Here is a 19,193-nt window from a genome sequence, read left to right as displayed (position 1 = left end):
CCAGTTCCACCTTTTCATTTATTGTTGATTTTTAAGAAGTTGATCTTCTGGCACTTTTCTTAAAGATTTAGCTGGATTACCTGCAACTATACTTTCACTTTCTATATTTTTTGTAACTACACTTCCCGCTGCTGCAAAGCCGTCAATATCTATTGTTTTCCCTGGCAATATAACAGCTCCTGCTCCTATTCTTCCCCCCCTTTTTACTGTTACGCCCTTAAAATGTTTAAATCTTTCTTTAGATCTGGCTGCATAATTATCATTTGACGTAACAACACATGGTGCTATAAAAACATAATCTTCAATTTTTGAATAAGCTGTTATGTATGCATTTGTCTGAATTTTACAATTTGATCCTATGCCGCAGTAATTTTCAACTGTGGCACCTTTACCAATTATGGTCTTTTCACCTATAGTTACATTTTCTCTAACTACAGCTATATCTGCAACTAACGTATTTTTTCCTATGCAGGAACCTGCATACACAATAGCAGCTGCACCTATCAAGCAGCCATCTTCTATTTTAGATGGCTGTAGTGGCTCTTCATCATCTTTAAATATACTATTTGCCGCTCTCATAGGTTGTTTACCTATAACTGCATTATCATCAATTCTGACATTGTCACCTATTATTGTTCCTTTATGTATAACTACATTGTTTGAAATAATACAATTATCTCCTATAATAACTCCATCTTCCACAACTACAAAACATCCAAAGCTTACATTTTTACCTACATTCGCAGTTTCAGATATAAAACATTTATCCATAATCTTCTGCTCCTTTTGACTAAAACAAATTATTTATGTATCTTATCTATATTTATCATATCCATAGTAGAAAAATTATCAAATGGGAATTTAACAGGCTGTCCTGTAAGTCTCGACTTATAGGCTGCCAGGATTATAGACATTCCCTTCTTTCCTTCTTCACCATTTACAAGAGGTTCTCTATTGTCATTTATTGCATCTATCATATCTTTAAACAGTGGAGTATGACCAAATCCATATACTGTATCAGGATCGCCTTCCTGAGCCTTCAATATATCTTCTTCATTGTCCTTATTATCATTGAATCTCCATGTCTCTATCTTGTTAACTGCAAGTCCTCCTATACATACTGCTCCATTTTGGCCAAATATGCTCAAAGTTTCTTCAAGATTTTTAGGATATACACATGCACTACCCTCAATCATTCCTATAGCACCATTTTTAAATCTTATTATTACAGCACCAAAATCTTCTGCTTCTATATCCCGCATAAAAGTATCACTTTGGGAATATACTGTATCTATTTCCCCACCAAGCATCCACTGAAGTAAATCTATATCATGTATACATTGATTCATCAACGTACCACCATCTAACTTCCAGGTTCCTCTCCATGGAGCTTGTTTATAGTAATTCATATTTCTGTTCCATAATATCCTTGCTGTACCGTTTATAAGTCTTCCAAATCTATTTTCATCAATGGCTTTTCTCAGCTTTTGAATTGGAACATTAAATCTGTTTTGATGACTTATGCATAATTTTACATTATTGTCTTTTGCACACTTTATCATATTATTTGCATCATCTATTGATAATGCCATAGGCTTTTCCACTATAACATTTTTCTTCTTGTTCATACAGTACATAGCTATCTCAGGATGATATCCACTTTCCGTAGCAATTGTAACTACGTCTATATCCTCATTTTCAAGCATTTTCTTGTAGTCACTGTATACTTTTACTTGTATATTTTCATTTAATTTATCTGAATATTCCTTGCCTTTTTCCTTGGCCTTATCCAGAACTATATCACATGTACATACAAGCTCCGCTCCCACCTTATTATTTATTAAAGCTTCCACATGTTTATAAGAAATTCTTCCACAACCAATAATAGCAAATTTTAATTTATTCATAAAGGCACCTCTCTTTTAAATTACTATATTCAGTAATATAAGCCCTATAAATTAGGACTTATATCAATATAATATTATTCATATAATTTTTATAGTTTATGAATTTTTTCTCTATTATTCTTTACATCTTTAGTAGCATTTCTAGTATCATAAATAAGTTTTGCTCTCCCAGCAATTTTTTCATAATCGTAGCAGCTGTGATTTGTAGTTATTATTACAATATCCACATCATCTATTACTTCTTTCCAATCGACACTTCTATATTCCTTGTCTTTATGTTTAAAACTAGGTATATATGGATCATTTATTATAATATCGGCTCCATTGGCCTCCAGATGTTCTATAACTTTAAGTGCTGGCGATTCTCTCATATCATCTATATCATTTTTATAAGCTACTCCAAGGAGCAATACTTTTGCACCATTCATGGCCTTTTTTTGATATTTATTTAATAATTTCATAGCATTGTCTACAACAAAAGAAGGCATAGAATCATTTATATCTCCTGAAGTTTCTATGAGTTTGGTATGAAAATCATATTCTTTAGCTTTCCATGAAAGGTAAAATGGATCCAGTGGTATACAATGTCCACCAAGTCCTGGTCCTGGATAAAATGGCATGAATCCATAAGGTTTGGTTTTTGCAGCTTCTATTACTTCCCATATGTCTATCTTCATTCTATTGCACAATATAGCCATTTCATTTATAAGTGCTATATTTATATTTCTAAATGTATTTTCAAGTATTTTTTCCATTTCAGCTACTGCCGGTGAGGATACTGTAAATACATCACTTTTTAATACGCTTCTATAAAGTGCTGCTGCTACTTCTGTACATTCAGGTGTGCAACCACCTACTACTTTGGGAGTATTTTTAGTTTTGTATTTTTTATTTCCTGGATCTACTCTCTCAGGTGAAAAAGCAAGGAAAAAGTCATCTCCACATTTTAAACCGCTCTCTTCAAGTATTGGCTTCAACACTTCTTCTGTTGTTCCAGGATATGTAGTACTTTCTAAAACTACCAACATTCCTTTATGTAAATATTTAGCTACGCTTTTAGTAGAATTTACTACATATGATAAATCAGGCTGCTTGTATAAATCAAGTGGTGTAGGAACAGATATTGTAACTGCATCTACATCTTTTACAAAGCTAAAGTCAGTAGTAGCTTTCAGTTTACCCTTTTTAACTAATGCAGAGAGATCTGAATCAACTATGTCCCCTATATAATTATGTCCTTCATTTACCATCTTTACTTTTTTATCCTGAACATCAAATCCTATAACATTATACCCTACTTTTGCCTTTTCAACTGCAAGTGGAAGTCCTACATATCCTAAACCTACTACACCTAACTTGGCAGTCTTATCATTTAATTTTGATATCAATTCATTTTTTAATTGTGACATTGTTTTTCCTCCTGAATTTTCAAGTATACAAATATATAAAATTTTATTAAATCATAAATCTTTTCCAATTAAAATTTTTCTTCTCCTATTATATCATACTGTATATTATGGAGTTTATTTTTCAGCCGGTTTATTACTTTATATCCTCTGTTATTTAAGCTGATTCTCTTTCATTATTTTTTCTCGTATAAGTTGGAACTTTTTCTTCCATAAGTTTAAATATATGTTCCCTGTCCTCATATACAACTTCTTTAAATTCAAGTATAGATTCTTCTATGAATTTCATATCTATTTTATTTGGCTTTTCAACAAATATCTTTTTATGTTCTGTTGATGTAAGTGCCAATTCATTCATAAGAAGTTCTTCATATAATTTTTCTCCAGGTCTTAATCCAGTGTATTCTATTTTTATATCTTCATCTGGTCTATATCCAGATAGGGTTATAAGATCTCTTGCCAGGTCTACTATCTTAACAGGTTTTCCCATATCAAGTACAAATATTTCCCCACCATGGGCTATTGCACCTGCCTGAATAACAAGTTGTGCGGCTTCCGGTATGGTCATGAAGAATCTATTTATTTTAGGATCTGTAACAGTAACTGGTCCTCCATGAGATATTTGTTTCTTAAAAAGTGGAATAACAGAGCCATTACTTCCAAGTACATTTCCAAATCTAACAGCTACATATTCAGTTTTACTTACAGCATCAAAAGCCTGAACCATCATTTCACAAAATCTTTTAGTAGCCCCCATAATATTGGTTGGATTTACAGCTTTATCAGTACTTATTTGAACAAATTTCTTCACATTGTAATCATTACAGCATTTAAGTACGTTATAAGTTCCTATTATATTATTTTTTACAGCTTCAGCAGGATTCATTTCCATTAGTGGAACATGCTTATGTGCAGCTGCATGAAATACTACATCCGGCTTATAATGTGAAAAAATTTCATTAAGTCTGTCATCATCCCTTATAGAAGCTATAATAACCTTTTTATTTACTTCAGGATGATTATAATTAAGTTCCATCTGAACGTCATATACATTGTTTTCATATATGTCAAGTATTAATAGTTGTTTAGGATAGAACCTCGCTATTTGTCTGCACAATTCAGATCCAATTGATCCTCCACCTCCAGTTACCAATATTATCTTATCTTTTATGTATTTATTTATATTGCTGTTATTTAACTTAACTTCTTCCCTGCCAAGTAAATCCTCTATATTTACATCCCTTAATTTACTTATATTTACTTTTCCATCTACAATTTCATATATTCCCGGCAATGTTTTTAATTTACATGCAGTACTTTTACAGATGTTTATAATTTCCCGCTTGGAATGCATATCAACTGATGGAATAGCAATTATTATATCTTCTATTCTATGCCTTTTGCATATTTCAGGTATATCTGCTCTTCCTCCTAAAACTTCTATGCCGCTTATAAATTTTTTCTTTTTGGAAGAATCATCATCAATAAGTCCTACTATATCATAGTTCAAATTTTTATGTCCCTTTATTTCCTTTATCAACATTGCAGAAGCATCTCCTGCTCCTATTATAAGCAGCCTTTTACATTTTTTCTTTACTCCTTTTTCTCCAGCACTCTGCTCAAACATTCTAAGTAAAAATCTTGTTCCACCTAAAGTTACTACAGACAATATCCAAAATATTATATGTACGGTATATGGAAATCTATAATATCTGTTTTCAAGGAACCTAAAACTTACTATATAACTATAGACTACAAATACAGCATTTGACAGTGAAACTGAATAAATAATAGACATTAATTCTTCTATAGATGCATACTTCCATATACTGCTATATAATTTAAAAAACCTATTAAATATAAGAGTTATTCCTATTACTGGGATTAACGACAACTTTAAAAATTCCATATATTCTGGTGGTATACTGAAATCAAATCTTAAGAGGAACGCAAAATACAATGAAACTATTATTAAAGCTATGTCATATATAATAAGCTTTTTGTCTTTCTGCATATCAACACTTCCTAAAGTTATTTTTACAAAAACAATCCTAAATTAAAACTCTCTTTTCTATTTTACATCATAGCTAAAATTATTCAATATATTTTTATTTATCAAATTGTAAACTTATTTTTATCAGTTTTGTCTAAAATTTCTTTATGTACATTTTTAAACAACTCTGTATCTTTTAAATTTAACAAATATTCCATAAAAGGTCTTTTCAATTCATCTCTCTTTAAAGCATACTCTACAGTAGCTTGTAAGAAGCCCAATTTATCACCTACATCATATCTTCTGCCTCTAAAATTATATGCATACATAGCTTCTTTGTTAGCTAGAGTTCTAAGAGCATCTGTAAGCTGTATTTCTCCTCCCTTTCCCGGCACAGTATCTTTAAGTATTTTAAATATGGATGGTGTTATTATATATCTGCCTAATATGGCTATATTAGAAGGAGCATCTTCTACTTTAGGTTTTTCTACCAATCCTTTTACTTTATATACCCTATCCTCTATATACATTCCCTTGACTATTCCATATTTGTATGCCTGATCTTTTGGTACTTCCTGAACACCTATTATTGAAGTCTTATATTCGTCATAACAATTTATGAGTTGTTTAAGGCATGGTTCTTTGCTATCTACTACATCATCACCTAGCATTACTGCGAATGGTTCATTTCCTACAAATGTTTCAGCACAACTTATTGCATGGCCAAGTCCCTTTGGTTCTTTTTGCCTTATATAATATATATCCGCCATATTAGATATCTTTTTGACCAAATCCAAAAGTTGAGTTTTATTATGCATTTCCAACTCTTTTTCTAATTCAACAGATTTGTCAAAATGATCTTCTATGGCTCTTTTATTTCTTCCTGTAATTATAAGTATCTGCTCTATTCCAGAAGATACAGCCTCTTCTATAATGTATTGTATTGTAGGTTTGTCAACTATTGGAAGCATTTCCTTGGGCTGGGCTTTAGTTGCCGGCAGGAATCTGGTTCCCAGTCCTGCAGCTGGTATTATAGCTTTTTTAACTTTCAAAATAAAATCTCCTTTCAAATAATTTGTTAATCTTTTTCCAAATAATCTTTAATCTGTAAAACTATTTCATCATTTGGATCAAGCTTTTTTGCAATATCATAGTTAAGTTTTGCATTATCCACGTCTCCAAGATTCAAATAACACATTATTATATTGGTACATATCTCCACAGATCTAGTAGCTTCAAAAGCTTTTCTCAAATATGCTAAAGCAGTTTGGTAATCTCCAATAGATGCATAATTTATTCCCATTTCATTTACTATCTCAACTATACTGCTGTCTATGCTGAGGGCTTCATTTAAATAATATATTGCCTTTTCATAGTTTTGAAGCAGTCTATAACCTACAGCTATGTAATAGTAAAGTGAAGCGTGATCTCCAAAAGTGTCCATTAATGGAATAAGCTTTTTCAATGCTTCTTTAGGGTTTTCATTCAAAATCTCCTTGGCTCTATCAAAATCTACTACTGATTTAACTGACTCTTTAAAATCTGTAACTTCTAGAGTTTGCTCTCCACCTTTTGATATATAGTTATTAATATAGAAAAGAGCCTTTTCATAATCTTCTCTCTCTTTTTCAATTATTGCATGATAGAAATATGGGAGAGCATAGTTATCAATGCCCTCAGCTCCCTCCAATATTTCCAATTCTTCATCTCTATAATCGTTGTTCATGATTCTAAGTCTATCTATTATAAATATAGTTTTATCATATACTTCCTCAGTTTTTTCCACACAGAGCAATCCTTTTAAAAGTATATACGCATCTTCATAATTTTTATTTTTTACTCTGTCTGCTATTTCAGCCTTTATTAATGGTACTGAATCCTTAGTATTTTTTAATATACTCTTATAGCAGTCATTGAATTTAAATTTACTATCTGCCCCGAGTACATAAAACATACCTTCTATAAAAAATGCTACAGGTATTTTATCCATATTTTTTTCAGCTTTAACAGTATCTACTATGTTTTTAGCTTTTAATGGTATATATATGTTTTCATTCAAATCGACTTTGAATACTTTTTGCAAAGTTTCCCTGTTTATCTCTAAAAACATTATACTTGATAGTTTATCTTTAAAATGTGCTTCTATATTCATAAATCTCACCTATATCTTTATATTTTAACTTTCACGTGCATCATCAAATATATTATCAATCTTCTTTTGAAAATTTTCAATTCTATTCTTGGAATCATCCAAAGTATTTCCTATTACAGAGAGATATATTTTTATCTTGGGTTCTGTTCCAGAAGGTCTTACTACAAAGCAGGATTTATCCTCCAGTATAAACTTGAGAACATTTGATTTAGGCAAATTAATAGGAATTTCTTTTATACTTACAAGATCTTTCTCCACACTTAGTTTATAATCCATCTTCTTGACTATTTTTACACTGCCAACAATATTCTTCATTGAATGTCTAAGATACTGCATTATTTTTTCGATTTTTTCATGACCTTCTTTTCCTTTAAGTTCTACTGATACAAGTTTTTCCCTGTAGTATCCATATTTGTCATACAATGCTATAAGTGCATCATATAAACTCATACCCTTGGATTTATAGTATAAGGACATTTCACATATAAGTGTAGATGCAATTACTGCATCCTTATCTCTTACAAAATCACCTGCGAGATACCCATAGCTCTCTTCAAATCCAAATATAAAATTCTTGTCTCCACTCTTTTTAAATTCCTTTATTTTTTCTCCTATATATTTAAAACCTGTAAGTACATCTATTATTTCGACCCCATAATCTTCTGCTATTTTTGAAGCAGCTTCTGTAGTTACAATTGTCTTAACTATAGCTCCATTTTCAGGTATTGAATTGAATTCTTTTAAAGATGATAAAATGTAATTTGTCAAGAGGATTCCAGTCTGATTTCCAGTTAAGATTTTATATTCTCCATTAGAGTTTTTTACTATAACTCCAATTCTGTCACAGTCTGGATCGGTTCCAAATATTATATCCGGCTTTATCTTTTTAGCCATATCAAGAGCTATTTCAAATACTTTTGGATCCTCTGGATTAGGATATGGTGCAGTTGGAAAATTCCCATCTGGCTTTTCCTGCTCTTTTACTACAAATACGTTCTCATAGCCTAATTCACTAAGTGCTCTTCTTACTGGAACATTTCCACTGCCATGAATTGGTGTATATATTATATTCAATTCTTTTGCTTTTGATTTAACTAATTCTTTTCTTATTCCAAGTCCTTTTACTTTTTCTAAATATGATCTGTCTACTTCTTCTCCAACTATATTCAACAGTTTTTTATTTTCTGCACCAGATCTGCTCATATTTTTAATTTTAGAAATATCATCTACATTTTCTATACTATATAATATTTCTTTGGCTAAAGTATCGGTCACCTGTCCACCATCTTCTCCATAAACCTTATATCCATTATACTGCTTTGGATTGTGAGATGCAGTTATTACTATTCCCGCTTTACTTTTAAAATATCTAACTGCATAAGACAACATAGGAGTAGGCCTTAAAGATTCAAATAAATTTACTTTAATTCCATTTGCACATAAATTAAGTGCCGCCCTTTCAGCAAATTCCTTTGACATAATTCTTGAATCATATCCTATAGATACGGATATATCTGCATTTTTATATTTGTTTAATAAGTAATCAGATAAACCCTGTGTAGTTTTTCCTATAGTATATATATTCATTCTATTTGTTCCTGCTGCCATTACTCCCCTAAGGCCACCAGTGCCAAACTCAAGATCTTTATAGAATCTATCTTCTATTTCCTGCTCATCTTTAATATTTCGTAATTCTTTTTTTGTATCTTCATCAATAAATTCTGAGTTCAACCACTGTTCATATTTTTCTCTATACATTAATTAATACCTCCCATTAGTTATAAAAATAATCTATATATCAATATTTAACATTTACAATTATACTATAAATACTTATTAAAATCACTTTTGCCCGCTTTAAAATTTATTTATATTGTTGAATTTATAAAATAATTAACATATAATAATATTAGTTTTTATTAAATATAAGAAAACCCTTTAAATTCAAGAGTTAAGGGATGTTTTTTTATGAAAGAAGGTGCATATCTAGATGTACAAATTAGATCAAAATGAAACTCCGCTATTTGATGCATTAATGGAATACGTAAAACGAGAAACTATACCATTTCATGTACCGGGTCACAAAAAAGGTGTTGGAGCAGATGCAGAATTCAAGGCCTTTATAGGTGAAAATCCTTTTAAAATAGATGTGACAGTTTTCAAATCAGTTGACAGTCTGCATCATCCTACAGGTCCTATAAAAAGGGCTCAGGAATTAGCAGCTGATGCATATGGATCAGACGCTGCTTTTTTTTCAATACATGGAACATCAGGAGCAATACAGGCAATGATTATGTCTGTAGTAAATTCAGGTGATAAAATTATAATTCCTAGAAATGTTCACAAATCGGTAACAGCAGGAATTATATTAAGTGGTGCTATTCCCGTATATATGCAGCCTAAACTTGATAAACGGGTGGGAATTGCCCATGGCGTAACTCCTGAAACCGTTGCTAAATCACTAGAAGAAAATAGTGATGCAAAAGCAGTTTTAATTATAAATCCAACATACTATGGTGTAGCTGCAGATATAAAAAAAATAGCAACTATTGTTCATAGTTATGATATTCCATTAATAGTAGATGAAGCCCATGGACCACACCTGAGTTTCAACAAAAAACTTCCCCTTTCCTCTATGGATGCAGGAAGTGATATGTGCTGCCAAAGTACTCATAAAATAATAGGTGCACTTACTCAAGCCTCATTGCTGCATGTTAATTCTGAAAGAGTTGACGTTCATAGAGTACAGCAGGTTTTATCATTACTACAAACTACTTCACCTTCTTACATACTAATGGCTTCCCTGGATTGTGCTAGAAGGCAGATTGCCATCAATGGTAAAGAACTATTGGATAAAGCTATAGATCTAGCGAATTATGTCAGATGTGAAATAAACAAAATTTCTGGTCTTTATTGTTTTGGAGAGGAACTTCTAGGTAACAGCGGTGTATATTCATTAGATCCCACAAAGATAACTATTACTTGTAGGGATTTGGGAATAACCGGATACGATTTAGATATGATTTTATCAAATAAATATCATATTCAAATGGAACTTTCAGATATATATAATGTTCTAGCTGTAGGATCCTTTGGAGATACAAGGGAAAATATGGATGCTCTGATAAATGCCCTTAAAGAAATCAGTAGGGAGTATTTTGGAAATAATACTAAAAAGTCAGATTTTCTTGATGTTCCTGATATTCCAAGACAAATTAAAATTCCAAGAGATGCTTTTAATGCAAAAAAAGAAGCTGTTTCTTTAAAAAATAGTGTTGGTATGATTAGTGGAGAATTTTTAATGGCTTATCCTCCTGGAATTCCAGTACTCTGTCCTGGAGAAGAAATAACAAAGGATATAGTTGACTATGTTAAACAACTTAAAGAAGCAGGCCTCTATGTTCAAGGAACGGAAGATCCTGAAGTCGAATACATTAAAGTGGTAAAGTAATAAAATATTCTTGATTCAACAAATTCAGAATAGCTCACAATAAAATTGGAGCTATTCTGAATTTTATACTTCAATAACCTCTATGTTATTTTCTATAAGCAGTTGTGCAAATACTCCATTTCCATTTATAGCATTTCCAGAAAAACTTCCATCATATATTTTTCCATATCCACAGGATGGGCTCTTGGATTTTAATATGGCGGTTTTTATAGAACATACTTTACATATATTTATTACTTCATTAGCTCCTTTTACAAACTGCTCGGTTAAGTTATTTCCCTCTTTATCAACTATTCTAGCTTTTCCAATTAATACATCTTTTCCAGTTCCCCCATTTATTTCACATGGAAGTCGTGGTGTAGTCAAACCACCAAGCTGCTCAGGACATACGGGTATTGCTTTTCCGGATTTTAGAAGTTCCAAAACTTTATAATCCAAACTGGACTTTCCATCATATCTTGTATTTATTCCACAAAGACATGCACTTACTATAATCATATATAAACCTCCTATTTAAGTGCAACTACAGTAACTCCCGTTCCACCTTCACCATATTCACCTAATCTGTAGGTTTTAACATGAGAATGATGCTTTAACATTTCATTTATAGAATTTCTAAGCACACCAGTCCCTTTTCCATGAATTATGACTACTTCTTTTAATCCACCCATATAGGCATCATCTAAATATTTATCAGTAGTATAAGATGCTTCTATAGAGTCCATACCCCTTAGATCTACAGAACTTGATACTGATTTGAAATTCAATTTAGCTTCTCTTTTTTTCTTTTTCTGCTGTTTTGAAATTCCCTTTGGAGCTCTTAAATCTTTTAATTTTGCACTTACCTTCATTATACCTGCCTGAACTTGAACCTCATCTCTATTATCAGGTGTTGTAAGAACTATTACATTTTGATTGAGTGAAGGTAGAAATACTTCTTCTCCTTCTTTTACATTTTCAAGTTTTTCGCCATCATCACTTTTATTTATATATAGCTTACTTTCGGTCTCATCTAATTTTTGGTTAATTTTTTTTCTGTGCATTTCCAGATTTTTTCTAGCTTCAGAAGTATATCCAAGTCTCTCCATCTCATGCATTTCACGTACTATTTTATCCGATTCATCTTTTGCTTCTTTTATTATATTTTTTGCCTCTCTCTGTGCCTCCATATATATCTTGTCTCTAGTATTCTGAAGTTTTTTCAATTTACTGTCATACTTATCTTTAATTTTTAAAGTATCAGCCTTTAGATTCTCAGCTTCTCTTTTATATGCCTCAGCTTTTAAATTTCTATCCTGAAGATTTTGAATTAAATCCTCAAATTTTAAAGTTTCACTAGTTATATTTTCCCTGGCATCTTCTATTATAAAATTTGGGAGTCCAAGTCGTTTTGATATTTCAAAGGCATTGGATTTTCCGGGTATTCCTATTATAAGTCTATATGTAGGTCTTAATGTCTCAACATCAAATTCTACAGATGCATTTTCAACTCCTTCAGTTTTAAGTGCATATACTTTTAATTCACTATAGTGGGTAGTTGCAACTATACTTGAACCTCTTTTCTTCAAATTTTCAAGTATTGCAACTGCAAGTGCAGCTCCTTCAGTTGGATCAGTTCCTGCACCAAGTTCATCAAATAGTACTAAAGACTTTTCATCCGCCTTATCTATAATATTAACTATATTTGTCATATGAGAAGAAAAAGTAGACAAATTTTGTTCAATACTTTGTTCATCACCAATATCAGCAAATACTTCATTAAAAAATCCTACTGTGGAATTTTCCCTTGCGGGTATCATAAGCCCACTTAAAGCCATAATATGCAAAAGCCCTATGGTTTTTAACGTTACTGTTTTTCCTCCTGTATTAGGACCTGTTATAACAAGAGACTTAAATTTCTTTCCCATGTATATATCCATTGGGACAACTACTTTTCTATCTATAAGAGGATGTTTTGCCTGTATTATATCTACAATTCCATCTTCATTTACTGAAGGAATTGTACAATTTAAATCATTTGCAAATTTAGCTTTTGCAAATATAAAATCCAGTTCCCACAATATGTTGGCATCTATCTCAATTGCAGATATATCATCATATATCTCTAGTGACAACTCTGCCAGTATTCTTTCTATTTCAGCTTTTTCACTTAATTTTAATTCCTTTATTTCATTATTGAGATTTACAAGCCCCATAGGTTCTATATACAGAGTAGATCCACTTGCACTTTGATCATGTACTAATCCAGGAACCATGGATTTATGCTCTGATTTTACTGGAAGTACATATCTATCCCCTCTCATGGTATATATACTGTCCTGCAAATACTGGGAATAATTTCTCATAAGAGAATTCACTTTATCTCTTACAGAAGAATTTTTATCTCTTAAACTTCTTCTAATTTTATACAAAGTAGAACTTGCCCTATCCGATACTTGTTCTTCACTTTCTATGGATAAAAATATTTTATCTTCCAACTTATTCAATTCCGTAATTCCTGAACATATGTCTTCTATTACAGGAAACGATTCTTCATCATCTTTATGACTTATATATTTTTTAAATCTTCTTGCAGACCTTAGCACTGCACCTATTCTCAGTATCTGAATGGGCATAAGTACCGAACCTTTTTTTGCCATAGTTATCCCAGTTCTCACATCATAAACTCCATCAAAAGGAACCTCGCCCTTGATCACCAGTAATTTAAACGCTTCTCTAGTTTCTTCCAAGTGCTGTCTTACTGCATAAATATTATCATAAGGTTTTAGATCCTCTATTATATCTTTAGCTGCAACAGTGTTGGTATATTCTTCTATTCTTTTCTTTATCTTGTTAAATTCCAATATTTCTAAAGACTTTTCGTTCATGTAAAATTATTCATCCTTTCATATTTCACTAAAAATATATTAAATTTACTCTACTCCTCTTTTATAACTGCCTCTCGTAAATTCAGAAAAATCTCCACTCCACTTTTCTGAAATAAAAGCTTTTAATATGTTTTTGGTTTGTTCATAACTTTCATCTAAAAAATCCAGTCTAAAACTTTTTATGCCCATATTCCTAACTTCTTTCATATCAGATATTAAATTTAAAGAAACACTATTATATATATGACTTCTGCAGAACTTATCTGTTTTAATCGGGAATTTTATATTTTTTCTATCTATAATACAATATTCACCATGTTCACAGGAACTATTGCAGTTTTTTGAAGCAGTCTTGCCTCCAAAAGTACTTCCTATAGCACAATATTCGCTTACCATAAGTTCAATTTTCCCATACATCAATATTTGAGCACTATATTTGGTATTATTTAATACATTTCTAATTTCACCTCTACTTAACTCTACACTCAAACAATTTCCATTTGTAAATCCATTGTAAAACTTCAAAGAAGCACTATTAAATATATTAAGTTTATAATCTCCAATTAAATTTATTTTATTTTTAAATCTGTTCAATATACCTAGATTTGAGGTAATTATACCTTTAATTCTATTAGAATTTTTTTCTATAAAATTGCATATATAATCGAATTCCTCCTTTATTATATTAGGAGCTTTAATATATATATCTATATTACCTTCAATATTATTCAATTCAATTGAGTTCTTTCGTTGAAAAGGGTCTACACATATGGAATTGAAGTTTAATTCTAAAGCTGCTCTAAGCTGATCATTTGTGGTTACAAATATTATATTTCCTGGTAAATCAACTTCAGTTTCAATATCAGTTATATCAAATTTATATTTATCATTAACTACAGGCATATTTTTCCCAAGCACGTACTTTTCAATTTTATTTATAAGCTCTCTTCTGGCAATATTTATTTCAGATATAGGTAAAAATCCTTCTTCATAATCTATAAATTCCATATTTGAAAATTTGAAAGGGGTATCCCCTGTTTTTAATAGATTTTCACTTATTCTATCTTTGGTAACAGGTCTTTTAACTGCACTTTCAACAATTTCACCAGCAAAAGTAAATACATGATTCTTATATTTGGTTTCAAGTAAAAATTCTGTTCCTACTTTGAATTTTACTTTTAGATTTAAGTGTATTTTCCTTTTGTAAGGTTTTCTATAAATATTTTCCAATCTCTTAAGTTGATTTAAATCCGATGTCTTATATATTATATCACCTGGTTTATATCTTATTGGCATAAGTTTTACTCTTTTAGCTTTCTCAGCATGATCCAATTCTCTGTTATTTTCAATTATTTTAGAAACAGTGAATCCATTTTTGTTATTCCTAACTCCATCACCTTTAGATATACACTCATTTAAAAGAATAGTCATATCTTTTTCAATCTTTCCAATTTCAACTCCTGTATTCTTTGGAAACGAATAAGACATCATATCTTTTCCTGTATTTTTAAATAAATATGCCTTAGAAAATCCTTCCCTATTAAATAGTTGTAATAATCTCTTTTTGCGTTCACTTATATTAATGTTATTATTTTTACTTTTGGAATCTATATATTCATCTATTACAGCTCTGTATTCACTTACAACTCCAGCTACATATTCTGGTCTTTTCATTCTTCCCTCAATTTTTAGAGAAGCTGCACCAGTATTTATTATATCTTCTATATTTTCAATAATACACATGTCTTTAGGACTTAAAATATATCCTTTTCTGTTGACTCCATTTTGTAAATTTACTACACTATATGGAAGTCTGCAAGGTTGTGCACATCTTCCCCTATTCCCACTTCTTCCACCAATCGTACTGCTCATAAGACATTGACCTGAATAACAAATACAAAGAGCTCCATGTATAAATATCTCAGTTTCAACTCCAAGATTTCTTGATATATATTGTATCTCTTTTAACGAAAGTTCTCTAGATAATACTATTCTTTTAAATCCAATTTCTTTTAAAAACAGTGCACCTTCAAGATTATGAACTGTCATCTGAGTTGAAGCATGTAATTCAAAATCAGGTAGAATTTTCTTTATATTAATTGCAAATCCTATATCCTGTATTATAAGACCATCTACACCTATACTATGTAAAAACTTTGTATATCTAACTGCCTCTTTCAATTCATTTTCCTTCATAAGCGTGTTTATAGTTATGTATATTTTAACATCATAAATATGACAGTATTTAACTGCAACTTCAAGATTCTCATTATTAAAATTATTTGCGTAAGCCCTAGCAGAAAATTTATTTCCACCTAGATAAATTGCATCAGCTCCAGATTGAACTGCTGCATATAAGCTGTGCATATCTCCAGCAGGAGCTAATAACTCAATTTTTTTCATATATTCATCTCCAAGTATCAATTTTATTTTTTAATTTTTGCATATGAATCATAGTATCACATATTTTAATTATTGCACAATAAAAATAACATTTAAAAGTTTAAGCACTTTAATTTAAATACTTTAATTTAAGCACTCTAATATGTAACCAAACCTACTGTCCTACAATATATTATAATTGAAGCAAATTAAAACTTGTTTTATTACAACAGAATAATACTCGAAAGTGAGGTATGTATTATATGACTATTCACAGAGCTTATCCTACTGATGATGTCTATATATCCGAGTTTTTCCCAAATAAGAACTTTGTTTCATCTTCAGTTTTATATACAGGCGAATACACAAGATATAAGAACTGCCCGGATTCCTATAGAAGTCTTTTAAAGTTTGATATTCCTGGTTCAATACCTTCTAAATGTAAAATAACCAAAGCACTATTATATATATATGTTAACAGAAAAGATAAAGATCATTGCAGCTATCCATCTCAAACTGTAACAGTTTATAATAACCTGGTTAATTTTAGTCAAAACACAGTTACATGGAATAATGCACCTAATATTTCAATTACTCCATATAAAATTAAAATATCTAATAAGGATATAGGTCATTATGTAAAATTTGATATTACAAATTTAGTTAGAGACTGGTACAATAATACCATTGCAAATAATGGTTTAACATTAGTCGGAATAGAGGATACTCCTTATACTATAATTGGATATGATAGCAGTAGAGGTGCTAATAGTCCTTATTTATCCATAGACTATAAATGTGAAAAACCATGCCCAGTATGCCCTACTGGCCCAACTGGTCCTCAGGGTCCTGCTGGTGCTGACGGCTTAAATGGTGTTACTGGTCCTGCCGGTCCTCAGGGTCCTGCTGGCTCTACTGGTTCTCAAGGTCCTGCTGGCCCTAACGGTCCTCAAGGTCCTCAAGGTGCTGACGGCTTAAACGGTGCTACTGGTCCTGCCGGTCCTCAGGGTCCTGTTGGCCCTACTGGTTCTCAAGGTCCTGCTGGTCCCCAAGGTCCTCAAGGTGCTGACGGCTTAAATGGTGTTACTGGTCCTGCCGGTCCTCAGGGTCCTGTTGGCCCTACTGGTTCTCAAGGTCCTGCTGGCCCTAACGGTCCTCAAGGATGTCCTGGCCCTGCTGGTCCCCAAGGTCCTCAAGGTGCTGACGGCTTAAATGGTGTTACTGGTCCTGCCGGTCCTCAGGGTCCTGTTGGCCCTACTGGTTCTCAAGGTCCTGCTGGCCCTAACGGTCCTCAAGGATGTCCTGGCCCTGCTGGTCCCCAAGGTCCTCAAGGTGCTGACGGCTTAAATGGTGTTACTGGTCCTGCCGGTCCTCAGGGTCCTGTTGGCCCTACTGGTTCTCAAGGTCCTGCTGGCCCTAACGGTCCTCAAGGCCCTGATGGTCCCCAAGGTCCTCAAGGTGCTGACGGCTTAAACGGTGCTACTGGTCCTCAAGGTCCTCAGGGTCCTGTTGGCCCTACTGGTTCTCAAGGTCCTGCTGGTCCACAAGGTCCTCAAGGTGCTGACGGCTTAAACGGTGCTACCGGTCCTCAAGGTCCTCAGGGTCCTGTTGGCCCTACTGGTTCTCAAGGTCCTGCTGGCCCTAACGGTCCTCAAGGCCCTGATGGTCCCCAAGGTCCTCAAGGTGCTGACGGCTTAAACGGTGCTACTGGTCCTCAAGGTCCTCAGGGTCCTGTTGGCCCTACTGGTTCTCAAGGTCCTGCTGGTCCACAAGGTCCTCAAGGTGCTGACGGCTTAAACGGTGCTACCGGTCCTCAAGGTCCTGCTGGTGCTAACGGCTTAAATGGTCTAAATGGTGCTAATGGTTTAAATGGTTTGAATGGTGCTACCGGTGCTACTGGTCCTCAAGGTCTTGCTGGAGCTGACGGTTTGAACGGTGCTACTGGTGCAAATGGTCCTCAGGGTCCTGCTGGTGCAAATGGTCCTCAAGGCCCCATTGGTCCTACTGGTTCTCAAGGAATTCAAGGTCCTATTGGTCCTGACGGTGCTCAAGGTCCTGCTGGTGCTGCTGGCCCTCAAGGTATTAATGGCCCTGCCGGCCCTCAAGGTGCCCAAGGTCCTATTGGTCCTCAAGGTGTTCAAGGTCCTGCTGGTACTAATGGTGTTGACGGTATTCAAGGTCCTGCCGGTCCTACTGGTCCTGCTGGTGCTCAAGGTCTTGCCGGTGCTCAAGGTCCTCAGGGTCCTCAAGGCGTTCAAGGTCCTGCCGGTGTTGATGGTCCTCAAGGTTCCGTTGGCCCTACCGGCCCTCAAGGGATTCAAGGTCCTACTGGTCTCCAGGGTCCTCAAGGTCCTCAAGGCCCTGCTGGTGCTGATGGTGCTACTGGACCTGCAAATGGTCTGAATGCTTATGGATATATTTATAATCTTCAAGATAGTATGGCTATTGTCAATGGTGATATCCTGTTTAGTAATAATGGTTATCTGAATGGTATTGCACACACAACAGGTACTGCCGAAATTAGTATTACCCAAACTGGAATATATGAAATAAACTATATTATATCTACAACAATTAATTCAAATACTGCTTCTTTAGCAATTGCTGTAAATGGATTTGTTCAGCCATCAACTCAAGTTATTGTTTTATTAGGTGCTGGCAAGACTTCTGGAAATGCTGTATTAACTCTTAATGCTGGAGATATAATAACTTTAAGAAATACTTCAACAAACACTATAGTTCTCGAAAATACTCCTAACGTAAATGCTCAACTAGTAATTACAAAACTAGATTAATATCCTTAGAGTCCTCTAAATCATAGAGGACTCTTTTAATCTTAATCTGCATATTATGTGCAGAATTTATATAATTATGGAACTAAAAATATGGAATTACATATATTAAATTGAGCAAACTATAAATTTATTACACTAGAATAATACTCTAAAAGTGAGGTGTAACTTAATGACTACTTATAATGCTTATCCAACTGATAATGTGTATATATCAGAATTTTTCCCAGGCAAAAATTTTAT

12 protein-coding genes are annotated in these 19,193 nt (G+C 32.9%); 2 read left to right on the top strand and 10 right to left on the bottom strand.

Annotated elements, in window-relative coordinates; all coding sequences use genetic code 11:
• Window positions 1-18: 18 nt before the first annotated feature.
• The 7 genes from J418_RS0108285 to J418_RS0108255 form a co-directional block, all read right to left on the bottom strand.
• Window positions 19-771, bottom strand: coding sequence for an acyltransferase (locus J418_RS0108285; RefSeq protein ID WP_017752860.1), 753 nt, complete (start codon window positions 769-771; stop codon window positions 19-21).
• 29 nt (window positions 772-800) lie between these two features.
• Window positions 801-1,907 carry a Gfo/Idh/MocA family protein gene (locus J418_RS0108280; protein ID WP_017895348.1) on the bottom strand — a complete coding sequence of 369 codons (1,107 nt, stop codon included), beginning with the start codon at window positions 1,905-1,907 and terminating at the stop codon, window positions 801-803.
• A gap of 89 nt (window positions 1,908-1,996) precedes the next feature.
• On the bottom strand, window positions 1,997-3,316 hold the full coding sequence (locus J418_RS0108275; protein ID WP_017895347.1) for a nucleotide sugar dehydrogenase: 1,320 nt from the start codon (window positions 3,314-3,316) through the stop codon (window positions 1,997-1,999).
• Window positions 3,317-3,470: 154 nt separating this feature from the next.
• Window positions 3,471-5,327: a polysaccharide biosynthesis protein gene (locus J418_RS0108270; protein WP_017752863.1), complete on the bottom strand. Its 1,857-nt coding sequence runs from the start codon at window positions 5,325-5,327 to the stop codon at window positions 3,471-3,473.
• A gap of 101 nt (window positions 5,328-5,428) precedes the next feature.
• The gene (gene galU / locus J418_RS0108265) at window positions 5,429-6,358 is read right to left on the bottom strand and encodes a UTP--glucose-1-phosphate uridylyltransferase GalU (RefSeq protein ID WP_017752864.1); all 930 of its coding nucleotides are present in this window, start codon (window positions 6,356-6,358) and stop codon (window positions 5,429-5,431) included.
• A 26-nt stretch (window positions 6,359-6,384) separates the two neighbouring features.
• Complete coding sequence (locus tag J418_RS0108260) at window positions 6,385-7,458, bottom strand: tetratricopeptide repeat protein (RefSeq protein WP_017752865.1); 1,074 nt, start codon at window positions 7,456-7,458, stop codon at window positions 6,385-6,387.
• Between the two features lie 24 nt (window positions 7,459-7,482).
• Window positions 7,483-9,216, bottom strand: a complete 1,734-nt coding sequence (locus J418_RS0108255; protein ID WP_017752866.1) for a phospho-sugar mutase — start codon at window positions 9,214-9,216, stop codon at window positions 7,483-7,485.
• A gap of 232 nt (window positions 9,217-9,448) precedes the next feature.
• On the opposite strand from J418_RS0108255, the gene J418_RS0108250 reads away from it, so the two are divergent.
• Window positions 9,449-10,909, top strand: coding sequence for an aminotransferase class I/II-fold pyridoxal phosphate-dependent enzyme (locus J418_RS0108250; RefSeq protein WP_017752867.1), 1,461 nt, complete (start codon window positions 9,449-9,451; stop codon window positions 10,907-10,909).
• A 63-nt stretch (window positions 10,910-10,972) separates the two neighbouring features.
• On the opposite strand, the gene J418_RS0108245 is transcribed toward J418_RS0108250, so the two are convergent.
• The 3 genes from J418_RS0108245 to J418_RS0108235 are packed head-to-tail and all read right to left on the bottom strand — an operon-like array spanning window position 10,973 to window position 16,179.
• A complete protein-coding gene (locus J418_RS0108245; RefSeq protein ID WP_017752868.1) occupies window positions 10,973-11,407 on the bottom strand; it encodes a 2-thiouracil desulfurase family protein in 435 nt (144 codons plus the stop codon).
• Between the two features lie 11 nt (window positions 11,408-11,418).
• Window positions 11,419-13,776, bottom strand: a complete 2,358-nt coding sequence (locus tag J418_RS0108240) for an endonuclease MutS2 (protein WP_017895346.1) — start codon at window positions 13,774-13,776, stop codon at window positions 11,419-11,421.
• Window positions 13,777-13,821: 45 nt separating this feature from the next.
• A complete protein-coding gene (locus J418_RS0108235) occupies window positions 13,822-16,179 on the bottom strand; it encodes a U32 family peptidase (protein ID WP_017895345.1) in 2,358 nt (785 codons plus the stop codon).
• Between the two features lie 242 nt (window positions 16,180-16,421).
• On the opposite strand from J418_RS0108235, the gene J418_RS16950 reads away from it, so the two are divergent.
• Complete coding sequence (locus J418_RS16950; protein WP_017895344.1) at window positions 16,422-18,953, top strand: DNRLRE domain-containing protein; 2,532 nt, start codon at window positions 16,422-16,424, stop codon at window positions 18,951-18,953.
• The last annotated feature ends 240 nt before the right edge of the window (window positions 18,954-19,193 follow it).

It is taken from the genome of Clostridium tyrobutyricum DSM 2637 = ATCC 25755 = JCM 11008, assembly GCF_000359585.1.
In the GTDB taxonomy this organism is placed as follows: Bacteria; Bacillota; Clostridia; order Clostridiales; family Clostridiaceae; genus Clostridium_B; species Clostridium_B tyrobutyricum.
The sequence above is the reverse complement of the archived record's forward strand: the minus strand, read 5'-3'. Positions and strand labels throughout refer to the sequence as shown.